The sequence below is a fragment of the Paraburkholderia haematera genome (genome assembly GCF_905220975.1).
GTDB lineage: Bacteria > Pseudomonadota > Gammaproteobacteria > Burkholderiales > Burkholderiaceae > Paraburkholderia > Paraburkholderia haematera.
In genome coordinates, this window is the sequence record NZ_CAJNBK010000001.1 from 523,576 (window position 1) to 538,215 (window position 14,640).

11 protein-coding genes are annotated in these 14,640 nt (G+C 58.1%); 10 read left to right on the top strand and 1 reads right to left on the bottom strand.

Features of this window, described 5'->3' with window-relative positions; all coding sequences use genetic code 11:
- Positions 1-27: 27 nt before the first annotated feature.
- The 8 genes from rfbA to KHO23_RS02400 all read left to right on the top strand — a co-directional run bounded on the left by rfbA (position 28) and on the right by KHO23_RS02400 (position 7,075).
- Entirely contained in the window at positions 28-909 is an 882-nt protein-coding gene (gene rfbA / locus KHO23_RS02365; protein WP_211609360.1) for a glucose-1-phosphate thymidylyltransferase RfbA, read from the top strand.
- Complete coding sequence (gene rfbC, locus KHO23_RS02370) at positions 906-1,457, top strand: dTDP-4-dehydrorhamnose 3,5-epimerase (protein WP_211609361.1); 552 nt, start codon at positions 906-908, stop codon at positions 1,455-1,457. The genes rfbA and rfbC overlap by 4 nt, the downstream gene beginning before the upstream one ends.
- 22 nt (positions 1,458-1,479) lie before the next feature.
- The gene (locus tag KHO23_RS02375) at positions 1,480-2,610 is read left to right on the top strand and encodes a DegT/DnrJ/EryC1/StrS family aminotransferase (protein ID WP_211609362.1); all 1,131 of its coding nucleotides are present in this window, start codon (positions 1,480-1,482) and stop codon (positions 2,608-2,610) included.
- Positions 2,607-3,116 carry a GNAT family N-acetyltransferase gene (locus KHO23_RS02380; protein WP_211609363.1) on the top strand — a complete coding sequence of 170 codons (510 nt, stop codon included), beginning with the start codon at positions 2,607-2,609 and terminating at the stop codon, positions 3,114-3,116. The genes KHO23_RS02375 and KHO23_RS02380 overlap by 4 nt, the downstream gene beginning before the upstream one ends.
- Complete coding sequence (locus KHO23_RS02385) at positions 3,103-3,915, top strand: ABC transporter permease (RefSeq protein WP_211609364.1); 813 nt, start codon at positions 3,103-3,105, stop codon at positions 3,913-3,915. The genes KHO23_RS02380 and KHO23_RS02385 overlap by 14 nt, the downstream gene beginning before the upstream one ends.
- Positions 3,912-4,667, top strand: a complete 756-nt coding sequence (locus KHO23_RS02390; protein ID WP_211609365.1) for an ABC transporter ATP-binding protein — start codon at positions 3,912-3,914, stop codon at positions 4,665-4,667. The genes KHO23_RS02385 and KHO23_RS02390 overlap by 4 nt, the downstream gene beginning before the upstream one ends.
- 165 nt (positions 4,668-4,832) lie before the next feature.
- Positions 4,833-6,107, top strand: coding sequence for a glycosyltransferase family protein (locus KHO23_RS02395; RefSeq protein WP_211609366.1), 1,275 nt, complete (start codon positions 4,833-4,835; stop codon positions 6,105-6,107).
- Positions 6,104-7,075 carry a glycosyltransferase family 2 protein gene (locus KHO23_RS02400; RefSeq protein ID WP_211609367.1) on the top strand — a complete coding sequence of 324 codons (972 nt, stop codon included), beginning with the start codon at positions 6,104-6,106 and terminating at the stop codon, positions 7,073-7,075. The genes KHO23_RS02395 and KHO23_RS02400 overlap by 4 nt, the downstream gene beginning before the upstream one ends.
- A 113-nt stretch (positions 7,076-7,188) precedes the next feature.
- On the opposite strand, the gene KHO23_RS02405 is transcribed toward KHO23_RS02400, so the two are convergent.
- The gene (locus KHO23_RS02405; RefSeq protein WP_211609368.1) at positions 7,189-9,783 is read right to left on the bottom strand and encodes a glycosyltransferase; all 2,595 of its coding nucleotides are present in this window, start codon (positions 9,781-9,783) and stop codon (positions 7,189-7,191) included.
- A gap of 805 nt (positions 9,784-10,588) precedes the next feature.
- Here KHO23_RS02405 and KHO23_RS02410 point away from each other — a divergent pair.
- Both KHO23_RS02410 and KHO23_RS02415 read left to right on the top strand, forming a co-directional pair.
- Positions 10,589-13,657 (top strand): glycosyltransferase, encoded by a 3,069-nt coding sequence (locus KHO23_RS02410; RefSeq protein ID WP_211609369.1) that lies wholly within the window; start codon positions 10,589-10,591, stop codon positions 13,655-13,657.
- 6 nt (positions 13,658-13,663) lie between these two features.
- On the top strand, positions 13,664-14,605 hold the full coding sequence (locus KHO23_RS02415) for an NAD-dependent epimerase/dehydratase family protein (RefSeq protein WP_211609370.1): 942 nt from the start codon (positions 13,664-13,666) through the stop codon (positions 14,603-14,605).
- Positions 14,606-14,640 lie beyond the last annotated feature (35 nt).

Consider the following 14,640-nt stretch of genomic DNA (forward strand, 5'->3'; position numbering starts at 1 on the left):
CTCCATCGCATACCTGAAGGATCCATCATGAAACGAAAGGGCATCATCCTGGCAGGTGGTTCTGGCACCCGCCTTTATCCCATTACGCGTTCGGTGTCGAAGCAGTTGCTGCCGGTGTACGACAAGCCGATGATCTACTATCCGCTCAGCACGCTGATGCTTGCCGGAATTCGCGACATCCTCATTATTTCCACGCCGCAGGATACGCCGCGGTTCGAGGAACTGCTGGGCGATGGCGCGCGTTGGGGCTTGAACCTGCAGTATGCGGTGCAGCCCTCGCCGGACGGCCTCGCGCAGGCTTTCATTATCGGCCGCGATTTCGTGGGCAATGACCCGTCGGCGCTGATTCTCGGTGACAACATTTTCCACGGCCACGATCTGCTGGGGCAGTTGCAGCATGCCACCTCGCAGGAGCAGGGCGCGACCGTCTTTGCCTACCACGTGCATGACCCGGAGCGTTACGGCGTAGTCGAGTTCGACAAGGACTTCCGCGCGGTCTCGCTCGAGGAAAAGCCCAAGTCGCCCCGTTCCAGCTACGCGGTGACCGGTTTGTATTTCTACGACAACGACGTGTGCGATATCGCGGTGGGCATTCGTCCGTCGGCGCGTGGTGAGCTCGAAATCACCGACGTCAATCTGCACTACCTGCGTAACGGCCGTTTGAACGTCGAGATCATGGGCCGCGGCTACGCCTGGCTCGATACGGGCACGCACGATTCACTGCAGGATGCCGCCGTGTTTATCGCCACGCTGCAAAAGCGCCAGGGCCTCATGGTCGCGTGCCCCGAAGAGATTGCGTTCCGCAATCACTGGATCTCCGCGGAAGATCTCGAAGCGCTGGCCAAGCCGCTCGCCAAGAACGGCTACGGGGCCTATTTGCACCGCATTCTTCAGGAGTCTGTTGCATGAATCTGACTGCTATTCCGACCGCGCTGCCGGAAGTCGTCATTCTCGAACCGAAGGTGTTTGGCGACGACCGTGGCTTCTTTTACGAGAGTTTCAACGCCAAGGCCTTTGCACAGGCCACCGGAATCGAGCGCGAGTTCGTGCAGGACAATCACTCGCGTTCGGCGCGCAACGTGTTGCGCGGCCTGCACTATCAGATCAGCCAGCCGCAAGGCAAGCTGGTGCGCGTGGTCGGCGGACGCGTGTTCGACGTAGCGGTCGACATTCGCCGCAGCTCGCCGCGGTTCGGCAAGTGGGTGGGTGTCGAACTGTCGGCCGAAAACAAGCGTCAATTGTGGATTCCCGAAGGTTTCGCTCACGGCTTTGTCGTGCTGTCAGATTTCGCGGAATTCCTGTATAAAACGACCGATTATTACGCGCCTGAATTCGAGCGCTCGCTGGGATGGAACGATCCCGCGATTGGAATTGAATGGCCGTTCGAGGGCGAGCCGCTGCTGTCTAAAAAAGACGCTGCAGCGCCTGCGCTCGCCGACGCCGAATTATTTAACTAGCCCGACTCCCGAGGAGACCTTTATGGCTATCCAGCTGTTCGTACCCAATTTCCGTATTCAAGAGTGCCTCGACGAGATCAAGGAATGCCTCGAGAAGGGCTGGACTGGACTCGGTTTCAAGACCAATCAGTTCGAAGAAGCATGGAAGGCCTACACGGGCCTGCCGAACGCGCACTTTCTGAGCTCGAACACCGTTGGCTTGCACCTGGCATTTGAACTGCTGAAGACCAAGCACAACTGGGCCGACGGCGACGAAGTCATCACCACGCCGCTGACCTTCGTGTCGTCGAATCACGCGATTCTTTACTCGCAACTGTCGCCGGTGTTCGCCGACGTCGACGACTCGCTCTGTCTGGATCCGGAAAGCATCGAAGCGCGTATTACCGACCGTACGCGCGCAGTGATCTATGTCGGTGTCGGCGGCAATGTCGGCCAGTATGAGCGCGTGCTGAAGCTGTGCCGCGACCGCGGCCTCGTGCTGATTCTCGACGCGGCGCATATGTCGGGCACACGCTTCCATGGCAAGCACGTCGGCCATGATGCGGACGTCACGGTGTTCAGCTTCCAGGCAGTCAAGAACCTGCCTACGGCTGACTCGGGCATGATCTGCTTCCGCGACGCGGAAGACGATGCGCGCGCACGCAAGATGAGCTGGCTCGGCATCAACAAGGACACGTATGCGCGTACGGCTTCGCAAGGCGCGTACAAGTGGATGTACGACGTTGAGGAAGTCGGCTTCAAGTATCACGGCAACTCGATTATGGCCGCGATCGGTCTCGTGCAGCTCAAGTATCTGGACAACGACAACTCGTATCGCCGCCAATTGGCAAGCTGGTACGAAGAGCTGCTGGGCGGTCACGCCAACGTGCGTCTCGTGCCGATCACCAAGGGTTGCGAATCGTCGCGCCATCTGTTCCAGATTCGCGTCAAGAATCGCGACGAGCTGATGCTTGCGCTGAACGAGCACGAAGTTTATCCGGGCGTGCACTACCGCGATAACACCGAATACCGCATGTATGCCCACGGCAAGGGCCAGTGCCCGAAGTCGCATCAAGCCAGCAATGAAATCCTGTCGCTGCCGATGCACATGGGCGTCACGCGCAAGGACGTCGAGCTGATCGCCAGCCTCGTGAATCGCTACGCTGCACAATGAAGCAAGCCTATCCGCCGTTTGCGGCGGCCAGCCTCCGCTTGAGGCTGCTCGCCGAGGCTGATTTGCCGTCCACGCTCGCGTGGCGAAACCGGGACGGCGCGCGTCAGCAGTTCGGCACCGCCGACGTGTTGCAGTGGGAGCAGCACGCCGGCTGGTTCACGCGTTACCTCGATAAAGCGGATGATCTGGTCTTCATCGTCGAAGATGCGGCGACGCACTCGCGTATCGGCCAGGTGGCGATCTATGGGATCGACGCCGGGACGAGCAAAGCCGAGATCGGACGCTTTGTCGTTGCACCGGAATTCCAGGGGCAGGGATTGATGCGGCAGGGAATCGAGGCGCTGATGGGGTTCGCACGCGAAGTGCTCGGACTTGCATCGGTGTATCTGCTCGTGCGGGACACCAACGAGCGTGCTCACCGCCTGTACGTGCAGCTTGGTTTCAGCGAGGTTTCGCGCGCCGACGGCATGATCACAATGGAGCGAAGCATCAATGATCACGTATAACAGTACCAGCGCTCGTCCGTCTTTGACGGAGTTCGTCAACGCTGCCAAGCTTTGGCGGGTCTGGGTTCATATGGGACTTCAGGACGTCAAGAGCCGTTTCCGCAGTTCGGTGCTGGGCCCGGCGTGGATTCTCATCAATCTAGGGGCGGTCATCGCTGCGATCGGCGTGATCTACGGGCGTCTCTTTCATCAACCGATGAATGAGTTCCTGCCGTTTCTGACGCTGGGTCTCGTGATCTGGACGTTCATCTCGTCGTCGCTGGTGGACGGTTGCTCGGCGTTTGTCGTCGCCGAGGGCTATATCAAGCAATTCCCGTTTCCCAAGATCATTTACCTGTACCGGGCGATCGTACCTTTTACGGTGGTGTTCTTTGTGGGCCTGCTGGTGTTCTTCGCCGCTATGGCGCTCTATCAGCGCCACATCGGGTGGGGTGCGCTCTGGGCTCTGCCGTGTTTCCTGCTTTTCTTGACCATCAATTTCTTTCATCTGGTGATCGTCGCCCATATAGGCGTTCGCTTCAGGGATCTGCCGCACCTGCTTGGCAGTCTGATCCAGATTGCGTTCTATCTGACGCCGGTGATTTTCACCGTGACGATGCTCAAAGATCGCGGGTTGGCGTTCGTCTACATGTTCAATCCACTGTATTACCTAATCGAGATCCTGCGCTATCCGCTGCTCAATAGCGAAGCTCCGCCAGCCGAAGTGGTCTATGTCGCGCTGGGCTACTGCGTTGTTGCGGGCTTGGTCGCAACGTATGTCGTGAGAAAGCTGTCGCAGCGGATTGTATACGTGTTATGACCGAAGATTTGAGAATCAGCCTGCGTAACGTGGGCGTGAAGTTTGACGTGTCGGCGCGCCAGGACAGTCTCAAGTCCACGGTGCTCAACGCGTTTCGTCGATCCGGCAAGAAAGAAAAAACGGAGCGTCGGGTCGTTCACGCGCTCAAGAGCGTGACGCTCGATATCGAGCATGGGGAGCGGGTCGGCCTGATCGGCTTGAATGGCGCGGGCAAAAGTACGATTCTGAAGGTGATGGCCGGGATCTATCCGCCGACCTCCGGCGAGGCGACGATCAGCGGCCATGTTTCGGCCATGTTCGAACTCGCCACCGGGTTCGAAATGACGCAAACCGGCTGGGACAACATTCGGATCCGCGGCATGTTGCTCGGCCTGACGCCGGCCCAGGTCGAAGAGCGCATTCAGCAGATCGGTGAATTCTCCGAATTGGGCGAGTTCCTGGACTATCCGGTCAAAACCTACTCGGCGGGCATGTTCATCCGCCTGGCCTTCTCGGTGTCGACCGCCATCAATCCGGAAATTCTGCTGCTGGACGAGGTCATGGGCGCCGGCGACGTGCAGTTCGCCAACAAGGCCAAGCGCAGGATGCATGAGTTCATGGAGCAGGGAAAAATTCTGGTCTTTTCCAGTCATAGTCTTGACATGCTGGAGGCCTTTTGCGAGCGCGTCATCTGGATGCGCAAGGGCGAAGTGGTGATGGATGGTCCGGCCAAGCGAGTGTTGTCGGAATACACGGACAGAGGCGGCCAGTAACGATCGGTACAAGCGCGAATTGCTATCGTAATTCGCGTGGCAGTGCTGCGCGTCCGGCTCCGGTGCCGTTCGACGATGCCGGTTTATGTGTACGAGCTGGTCGATCGCCGCGGCTTCAATATGTTCTACGCCCCGGCGTGCCCGTTTATGGACTTGCTTGCACCTATGAACCCACGAGACGCAAACGACCACCCTCGCATGGCGGGTGACGTGGCCGGGACATGTCGCGAAGCGAACGATTTGGGCCAGCCGGAGCCGGGCGGCGAATCCTTGTCGGTCGACGTGAAGCTGATCATTGAAGGAGACATTCCCACCAACCACATCATTGAGCGGGTGATTCGCGAGGCGCTCGGCAGCAAAGGGACGGTCGAAAAATACCTGCTGCCATATTTCACGCCAGATGTGCTTGAGAATGGCGGGGCTGTGATCCTGAGCCGCGTGGGCGATCCCACGGCGATACCAATGCTCGATTGGATGGCGACGCGCCGAGTCCCGTATTTGTACTATATCGACGATAACTTCTGGGAGCTGGCGGGCAATACCAAGCTCGCCCAGTACTACCAGTATCCCAGGGTGCGCAAGGCGCTCGCACGAGCGGTCGAGGGCGCCAAAGCGGTCATCGTGAATTCCGTGCTGTTGGGCGACTACATCAGGAAGCGCTTTCCACGCGCTAACGTCGTCCATTTGAATGCGCCATTCGATTTTTCGTTAATCGAGCGAGTTGCCCCGCACGACAAAGCGCCCGGCGAGGTTCGTATCGGCTTTGCCGGCAACGTGTCGCGCGCCGCCGATTTCGTTGAGATTTTCCCCGCGTTCGATCGATTGCTCGCCGAGTATTCGCATGTTTCGATGGTTTTCTTTGGGTACTGTCCGCCTGAACTGATTGGCCGTGAGCGCGTGACGTACGTGCCCACCGTCAATGACTACGCTGAATTTATTGCGCTCAAGGCGTCGAGCGGGCTGGATATCGGGCTTGCGCCGATGACCGGCTCCGTGTCGAACCTCTACAAGACCAATAACAAGTATCGTGAATATGGCGCGTTGAAGATCGCCGGCATCTATACCAATACATCGCCGTATAAGGAGTCGGTTGTCGACGGGAAGACTGGACTGCTTGTCGAACACGGCGTCGACGCCTGGTACGGTGCGTTGAAGCGGCTGGTGGTGGATGCAAAGCTGCGCGGCCAGATCGCTGATGCAGCCTATCAGGACGTGCGCGAAAACTATGCACAAAGCGTCGTCGCGCGGCAATGGGCTGACCTGCTGTTCGATTTCGCGGCCCGATACTCGACCAGCAATCCGGTCGAGAAGCCGTCCCGTGCACTTACCACGAGCATCCGGGCGCGCCGCGTCCTCAACCTGACACTACTGCGTGCGCAGATGGTCCGCAAACGGTTGCATGCGAAAGTCGCGCGTCGAAGCCGCGCGCGCAGCGAATGATTGCAAGCGCGCAACACGTGAATGACAGCCGGGCGCAGAAACGCCCGTCGGTGTCGGCTATCGTAATCACGTTCAATCCCGATCTGGCGACCTTTGAGACAATTCTCGCGGCAATCTGTCCGCAGGTTGATCGGGTAGTGATCGTCGACAACGGATCGAAGCAAGCCGTGATGGATGGACTCGAACAACTCGCTGCGCGTCACCGCTGCGTCCTGAAGGCGCTTGGTGAGAATCTTGGCATCGCGACTGCTCAGAATCGTGGCATTGAGACGATCAGGGAACATGTGCGCGGCGAAGCAATAGATTCGCACTTTGTTCTGTTTTTAGATCACGACAGTATTCCTGCTGGCAATATGGTGCAGTGCCTGTTTGAAGCCGACTTTCGCATACGGGAACGCGGGGAGCGCGTAGGCGGCGTGGGGCCGGTCACGGTGGACAAGCGGACCGGCACGGCGGCTCGCTTCATGCGCGAAGGCCGCTTCTGGCTCAACCGTGAAAAATGTCCAAGTGATGTGCCTGAACTATCCGTTGATTTTTTGATCTCGTCCGGCACACTGACGCGACTTGACGTAATGAACGATGTGGGTGGGATGAACGATGGCTTGTTTATAGACCACGTCGACACAGAATGGTGTCTGCGTGCGTTGGCGCGAGGATACAGGTTCTATGCCGCCCGCGATGCGTTGTTGACGCATTCACTAGGCGACGAGGTGGTCGAAGTGTGGAGTGGACGCCGGCGCGAGGTGTTTGTGCATTCCCCCATTCGCGACTACTACGCATCCCGCAACACGCTCTTATTGCTTCGCCACGTGCCCATGAGTTTTGCATGGCGTGCTTTTCTGTCGGTGCGATTGGTGGCGCAGATTATGTTCTTTGGTTTTTTCGTAGCGCCTAGACGTAAGCGTTTGAAGCTCATGGGGAAAGGGTTGCTTGACGGCGTGAGCGGACGGAGCGGGAAGATGAATTAGTAACGGTGCGTGCCGCGATTCCGGCACGCACCGTTACCGGGTGTCAAGGCTCAGCAGACCAAGGGTGCGGCTGCAGAACTGCAACCGTTGGAATGCGAAAAGCCGAGGGAAGCTCACTCCGTTACAAGTTCCATGAAGGGGGTAGGTTCGGAAAATCTCATTCCGAACCACTTCCGGTTGATGAACTCGTATACATAAACTGGTGCCTTGGATTTCGCAAAGACACGAATGCCCCACGTCTCACCAGGTTTTACGTTGATATCCTGGAAATCGAAGCGAATCGGTCTCGTCAGATCCAGTTTCTGAATGTCAATGGCGATGTGGTTCTTGACATTGTTTTCTGGAGTGACGAGTTCGACGCCGACCTCACCTTGCTTAATGAAGTCCACCGTCAGTGCAATATACAGACCCGACAACTTTCCGGCCGGTGGCGAGATGCGGTATTCCCGGAACGGCATGTTATGCAGTGAATCACTCAACTCAAGTGACGATCCATTCAATCGCCAACCTTGTTCGTCACTGAATGACTTCAGGCGCGCGAACTGCGGCGAGATCAGACTCCAGAGATTGCTTTTCGCCGACATGATGCGGTGACGCCACGAGTAGCGGTGGATGCGCCGGAAGTTGGCGAGTTCACATGCCTGCTCGATTGCCGGCGTGGTAGATGCATTGCCGGCGCTTACACCATTAATTCGCCTGGACCATGAGGCGAGTTTGTGAAGGCGGTTGGTCTGCGTTTCCCATGAAGCCTCGCGATCGAACTTCGTGAGAATGCCGTCGAGCACGGCCGAGTTCTGCTTGCCAGAAAAATTTGCCGCGCAGTATTCCGAATTTTTCTGACGTATCTGATCAAGTGACGATTGATCTTTAAGCACATCGACGAGCGCCTTGTACCATGAGACCGGCTTCGTGGAATCGTGCACGAAGACGGCATTGTCGCATTCCAGGATTTGGTCGTACGGCTTGGTGTCGGGCAACACAGGCACCGCGTTCATGATCAATGCCGACATGAGCGGATGCAATGTTTTGTAGGCGTTGTTCACCGTGGCGCTTGGCGCGTGAAGCAAAAAATCCGGCGAGTAGCGTGCGAATCGGCGCATCGCAAACAGATAATCCGGCTCAAACGGCAGAAGGGTAATCCGGAAATTCTTCTGCAGTCCCTTGGTCAGGTTCCTGTATTCGCTCTCGCTCGGTTCCGGAGCAATGAGATGAACGTCGCGACCCTCGCTTACCAAACGCTGGATGGCGGGGAACACGACTTCCCAGAGTCCCTTCGCACGATGTGAGCCCGTCGCGCATGCGATGACCAACTCGTCTCGGTGCTTTGCTTCGTGATAGTCGATGAACATCGAACGCTGATCGTAGTAAGAGACTGGGAAACAAAACAGCCTGTCGTGCAGCATCTCATCCTCGAAGTACTCAAGGAGATTCCTGCTGGACAGCAATACGCCATCGAACATCGCCAGATCTTTGCGGTATTGATCCGGGCGATAGTCTTCGTTGCCGGCCGACAGTTCCCCGGACTTTGCGAGCAACGGAAGATTGTCGTCAAGGAAGTAATACACCGGCACTTTCATCACCTGCGCGGCATCCATCCACGCGGAAAATAGGTTGATGTGCCGGACGAAGATCACACAGCTCGCGCGAGCGAGTTCTTCGACGCCGTATCCGGTGCTGACTGAAATGATCCGGACGCGCCTCGCGACTTCCGGTGGCAGCATATTGAAGTAGAGATACGTCGAAGCATCGTAGTGTGCGGTGACGACGAGGATGTAACCGTCTCCAGATGCTGTGCTGGGATCAGCCGGCAATGTCCAGTTACGCGCCGTCGCATGCTTGACGGAAAGGCCATGAGAGACATTTTGTGTGCTCGCGCCATGCACCGGGTTCGGGGCAAATACCTCGTAGTTTTCAAGCTGATCGGGATGCAAACGTTCGTTGCGCGTAGTGTGCATCCATTCATTGGCGGCCCAACTGTCAAGTACGTAAGTATGTCCGAGGCTGTCGTTCGTGATCGGTCCTTCTTCGATACCAACCGCGACATCGACTGCTTTGACTTCGTAGCGTTCAGCTATGCGGCACCAGAGATCCCAATCGCATAGTCGGGCGATGACGACGTGTGGGTCGTAGAAGCCGACGTCTTCGATGATTTCCTTCGTCAGCAACACGCCGTTATTCGGGATGAAATTCTCAATGCGCAGCATCCCCTGCGAGCGAGCGATGCCAAGACGAGTTGTCACGATCTCGCCAGTCGCCTCGTTGCGCAGCGACATCTCGACGTGCCCGTAGATCATCGCGTGAGGCGCTTTCTCGGATTCCTTGAGGAGCTTTTCGAGAGCGTCTTCGTTAAACATTGTGTCGTCGAAAGCAAACGACAGGCGATCAGCTCTAGCCTTCAGGTACCCCTCGTATTCCGAGATTGCCGGCAGGCCGATATTCTTCGGATGCCGCAGGCAGCTCACGCGGCCGTCTTTTGCGAGATACTCGGCGATCTGGTCTGCGGTGCCGTCCGTGCTCGCATCGTCGATGATGATCAACTCGATGTCTTCGAGCGTCTGGGAGAGGATCGAATCGACGCAGCGCCGGAACAGGCCGCTCTTGCCGCGACGGAAGGTCGGGAGCAGGACCGAAATTTTGGGCTTGTGCGACGGATCATAATCCGTTCCAGGCATCCAGATCGTGTCGCGAACAAGGTCTTTGACCAGCATTTGGGTCTCTCAAAAATGGGTACGGAAGTGCGTTCACGAGTATAACAAATGCATGTTTCGAATTCGAAACGCGTAGGATCCAGCCTGAATGGCACGCGCTACGTGCCAGCCCTCGATTGCGGCAGTATTTAGGACGCCGATATGATCGACCAGCGCTGCTGGCCGCGGATCCTAGTTTGCATGCCAAGGCGGGGGGATACGCGCCCTTCGGTGTGTGCGGCGCGTGTTTGACACTCGTTGAGCGACGAGATCGTGGCGGTATCGTTCGGTCGCAAGCGGGAGGTCTGCGTTCATTCGCCACTAGGCGATTACAACATGTGCCGCAGACGCCGCTTACAACATGTGCCGCAATACGCCGCTTATTTGCACTTCACTCGTATGTCGCCCGGTTGATGTTTTCTCTTTCAATGCTATTCGCGGGCGCAATTGTGTTTTTCTTTGCGTCATCGGCGCTCGGTTGCGGCGCTTGCAATGCATGATGGTTGGGCTGTTGCGATGGTTTTTTCAAACACGAGGGAATCGGAATCCCACGTGAGGGCGTTTCCACCGAATCGCGAGTAGTTCGAGGTAAAACTGACAAGGTCATTTGCCACATAAACAACAAGAAAATGCAACATGATCGTGTTGACACAATCTTGGAATAACGTGAGGGCTGTCTAGTAGCATAATGGCGTCCCACGGCTCCAGCTAGCGTGCTCGATTTGCCAGCCTGCGTTTGAAACGGCGCGCTGAGCGGCTCGGTCTGCGCGGTGGTCAGAAGCGGTGCCAGCCGCTAACGTCGCATCCCAGCTATCACGTAACCGATATGAAAGTCTCTCAAATCATCGCGAACGCGCAGGTCATTAGCGCCGGACGCTCACGCTATAAGCCCAAAATCAGCGTCGTGACGCCGACCTATTGCCGTAATGCGGAAGGGCTGCTGCTTCGTTGTCTGGATTCCGCCGCCATGCAGTCGTTCGCTGATTTCGAACACGTTATTATCGACGACGGTTCGACGGACGGCTCTCAAGCCGTTCTGACTGACGCAGCGTTGCGCGACGACCGGATCGTCTATATCCGCCACGACAAGAATAGCGGCTTGCCGGGGGTTCGAACCAACGAAGGCATCATGCGCGCGCGTGGCGATGCAGTCGCATTCTTATTCGACGACAACGTTTTCGCGCCCGATTTTCTCGAAAAAGCGTGGCACAAACTCGAGACCAGTAATGCCGACGTGATCATTACGAACGTCGAGATGCTGACCAAGCAAGGCGATGGATTCATGCTCGGTGGCTGGCCGCAAACCATCGAGATGATGCGCAACCTGAACACGATTCCGAACGGCGGCGTGCTCGTGCGTCGTTCGTTCTTCGAGCGCTTTGGTCTTTACGATCCGCATCTGCTGCTGCGTCGCGTTTGCGACTGGGACCTGTGGCTGCGCGCACTGCGGCTCGGTGCCAAGTTCGCTTTTCTCGATACCGTCAGCGCGGTGGAGCACGGGCTGGTTTCGCCCAACTCGCTTGGCAACACCGTCGCGTGGGACGTCAAGGCCGTCTACGGCTACATGATGGACGAGCGTTATTTCGCCGAACGAAGCGCGACCCTGACGCCGGAGCGGATCGTTGACGTGGATGTTCTGGACCCCACGCCATTCTTTCCCTATTTGCGTAATTCCGGCGAATGGCTCGAGGTCGTCAAAACCTTTTTCGAGCCCTTTGCCCGCCGCCTGAGCGCCGATCCGGCGAAGGCGTTGACGAATCGGCAATCTTTTGCGATGCCGAGCACCTGGTTCGAAAGAGCCGAAGGACCGCAGCGTCGCCGTGTATTGATTGTCAGCAATGTCGTCAATGCGTGGGTCGGCACCTGGCTCGACGAACTGAGAAACGATCCCGCACTAATCGTCCTGAATACGCCGGAATGGAATCTGTCGGCGTTCAAGCCGGCTGATATCGACGTGTTGATGGTGTTCGAAGGAAGCTACGTCCGGACGGTTCACCAGATCGAAGCATTTCGCGACGCCGGCGTGCCCGTGATTTATCTGGCCGACGCCGGCGTGGGTTCGGACGAGCATGCCGAAAGGCAAGGTGCGGACCCACGCGATTTCCTGCAAAACAAGGATGTCGCGAAGACGTTTGAAGGGTACGCGTTCTTCGCTCAGCCGCACGCCACCATGACTAGCCAGCAGCGCGGCGTCGCCGTGCAGATCGCAGCCGCGTCGATGGTGGTGGTGGGCAGCGCAAGCGCCTACAAGACCCTTGGCGCGTCGTGTCCGCATATCGAGTTGCCGCGCCTGCCGGAGGGTTCGTGGGGGGGCTGTGAAGGCGCCGCGGCGCCCGTTCAGGCGGATGCCACGTTCGGCCTGCCGTACGGCGTCGTTCCCGGCGCGCTGGAACAGGTCATGCCGCCGAATCATCGTCCGCCTGCGGGGGGCGCCGTCAACGCGAAGGTATTGCGCTCGAGCTGGGAGTCGCTCAGCGCGCTCGTGCAGGTGCGCCACGATACCCGCATCGCCATTTCTGCTTCGAGCTACGACGAATTGTCCGCGTTCGAGCGTTTCGGCATTTCGGCCACCGCGGCGCGTAACGGAATCGAAATCGTCGCGACCAACGGCCGCACGCTGAAGGTGGATCCGCAGGCGTGCAGCGCCATCGGCGACTGGATGCGCAACTACGTGCGGATTGCCTCGATGCATCACGGCAATACCGGCGCTCGCACCATGGCCGTCTTTCTGAACAGCGAAATGTTCTCGGGGTCCGAGGTCTACGGCCTCGCTCTCGCGCGGAACCTGTCGCTGCTTGGCGCAGACGTTCGTGTCTATGTTCCCGAGGAGCACAAATACGGCGCGGATTCGGGCTTGAGCGAAATCAACGATTGGCTGGAGCGCCACGGGCTCAAGCCGGTCAAACGCGCACCCTATACGGTCGGCGCTGTGTTCCTGCATTTCGATCAGGCGCGCCGGGACGCGGAGACCGAACGGCTCGATACGTTCATCCGCGAACGGGGAATCGGCGTGGCGATCTGTTCGGGTTTCATGCCGGTATTCGCGATGGACGCCACGCAGCGCTCGTATCGGGTCTACCAGGCCCTGTTCCAGCCCTCCGCGTACGATATCGCGGATCTCTCGTATCTCCGTGGCCGGGTCGATGGAATCCTGTCCGATTGCGAATGGTCGCTCAGTCATTTTGCGCGAATTTCCGAAGTGCCGTCCAGGGTTGTGCGCACGTCCCTACCGCTCAATGAGGCGGCAGCGACGCCGGTGAGGACGCAGCCGCGTTGGGCGACAGGTCCTGTGCGCATCGCGATTGGCGGGACGCTACAACCGCGCAAGCGTCAACTGGAAGCAGTGCTTGCCGTTTCGGCTTTGCGCGACGCAGGCTATGACGTCGAGCTGAATATCTATGGGTACGCACTGTCCATGCTCGATAGCTACGTGCGGCAGATCGACGAACAGATTGAAAAGCTGCATCTCGATACGCGCGTGCGCCGTTGTGGCCTCGTGCAGTTGAGCGAGATTGCCGAGAATAACGACATCATCCTGTCCGCGTCGCTAGACGAGAGTCTGCCGCAGACCTTGCTCGAACTGCTGCGCTGCGGCCTGGTGGGCACGGGCGTGCTGAGTGGCGGCATCGATGAAATCCTGACGGACAACGTGACCGGCTACCTGACGCACGACGCGTCGGTGGACGGCATCGCCGCGGTGCTCAAGCGGGCGATCGACGATCGCGCACACTGGTCGGATCGGATCCGCGAGACGCAAGCCATCCTTGCGCGGGATTACGTCCGCGAGTCCGCGTCCAATGCGCTAGTTACGCTGCTTTTCGAGGGCAGCGACGGCGGACTCGCCATGACGGCGGCGCGCAAGGTCAGGGCGGCGGAAGCCTTGGCAGGAACCTGAACCCATATGACGGATCATCTGCCAGTATTGTTGATCGGAGCGTCCGGCATGATCGGGTCTGCAATCGCATCGATCTTACCTGAGCACGGATATACGGTGCGCGTGTTGGTGCGGGACGGCGGCCCGGCGACTCCGCTTGCACGCCGGCCGGACGAGATCGTCCGTGGCAACATTATGACGGGGCAAGGTCTGGATGAAGCGGTGAAGGGCGTTCAGACTGTGCTGTATTTTGCGGGTACATCGGTTCCGGCCACCTCGGGGGACAACCCGGCGATTGAGTTTGAAGCCTCGCTGCCACCGCTCACGAACGTATTGAATGCGTTGGTTCGCTGCAATCCGCAAGCAAGGTTCTTTTTTCCGTCAACCGGTGGCGCAATATACGGATCCTGCGACAACGCGCCGAGTGAATCGAGTCCAACGCATCCCTTGTCGGCCTACGCGCTGGGCAAAGCGCTGGCGGAACAAACGGTGCAGTTTTATAACGACGTTTTCAATATTCGCAGCGATATCCTGCGCATCTCCAACGCCTATGGAAACGCGCGGCCAAGACACGTGCCGCAAGGCGTGATCGATCATTTTCTCGACAACGCGATTCGTGGTGTGACATCGCAGGTTTGGGGCAGCCTGGATGTGCAGCGCGACTACATTTTTGTCGACGACGTCGCGCATGCGGTGCTGGCCTTGTTGAAGTCGAACCGGCGGCCCAGTTCGGTCTACAACGTCGGGCAGTCTGAAAGCCATTCGTTGCGCCAGGTGCTGAGCCTTATCGAGCAGGTCACCGATGGGCGGCACCGCTGTGAATTGGCCAACGACCAGTATTCAGGCGTGGCACGCAGCTCAATCGATTGTTCGCTTTTGACGCGTACCGTGGGATGGCGTCCGAGCGTATCGCTCGGAGATGGGATCGCTCTTACGTGGCAACGAAAATGCGCGTTGCGTGACAGATAATAAAATGGCGCCTTCAATATTCGAGGCGCCTTTTT

Excerpts from the sequence above, each read along its gene's own strand:
- KHO23_RS02410 (WP_211609369.1), top strand. The coding sequence starts at position 10,589 with ATGAAAGTCTCTCAAATCATCGCGAACGCGCAGGTCATTAGCGCCGGA.
- KHO23_RS02380 (WP_211609363.1), top strand. The coding sequence starts at position 2,607 with ATGAAGCAAGCCTATCCGCCGTTTGCGGCGGCCAGCCTCCGCTTGAGG.
- KHO23_RS02390 (WP_211609365.1), top strand. The coding sequence starts at position 3,912 with ATGACCGAAGATTTGAGAATCAGCCTGCGTAACGTGGGCGTGAAGTTT.
- KHO23_RS02395 (WP_211609366.1), top strand. The coding sequence starts at position 4,833 with ATGAACCCACGAGACGCAAACGACCACCCTCGCATGGCGGGTGACGTG.
- KHO23_RS02415 (WP_211609370.1), top strand. The coding sequence starts at position 13,664 with ATGACGGATCATCTGCCAGTATTGTTGATCGGAGCGTCCGGCATGATC.
- rfbA (WP_211609360.1), top strand. The coding sequence starts at position 28 with ATGAAACGAAAGGGCATCATCCTGGCAGGTGGTTCTGGCACCCGCCTT.
- KHO23_RS02405 (WP_211609368.1), bottom strand. The coding sequence starts at position 9,783 with ATGCTGGTCAAAGACCTTGTTCGCGACACGATCTGGATGCCTGGAACG.
- KHO23_RS02400 (WP_211609367.1), top strand. The coding sequence starts at position 6,104 with ATGATTGCAAGCGCGCAACACGTGAATGACAGCCGGGCGCAGAAACGC.
- rfbC (WP_211609361.1), top strand. The coding sequence starts at position 906 with ATGAATCTGACTGCTATTCCGACCGCGCTGCCGGAAGTCGTCATTCTC.
- KHO23_RS02375 (WP_211609362.1), top strand. The coding sequence starts at position 1,480 with ATGGCTATCCAGCTGTTCGTACCCAATTTCCGTATTCAAGAGTGCCTC.
- KHO23_RS02385 (WP_211609364.1), top strand. The coding sequence starts at position 3,103 with ATGATCACGTATAACAGTACCAGCGCTCGTCCGTCTTTGACGGAGTTC.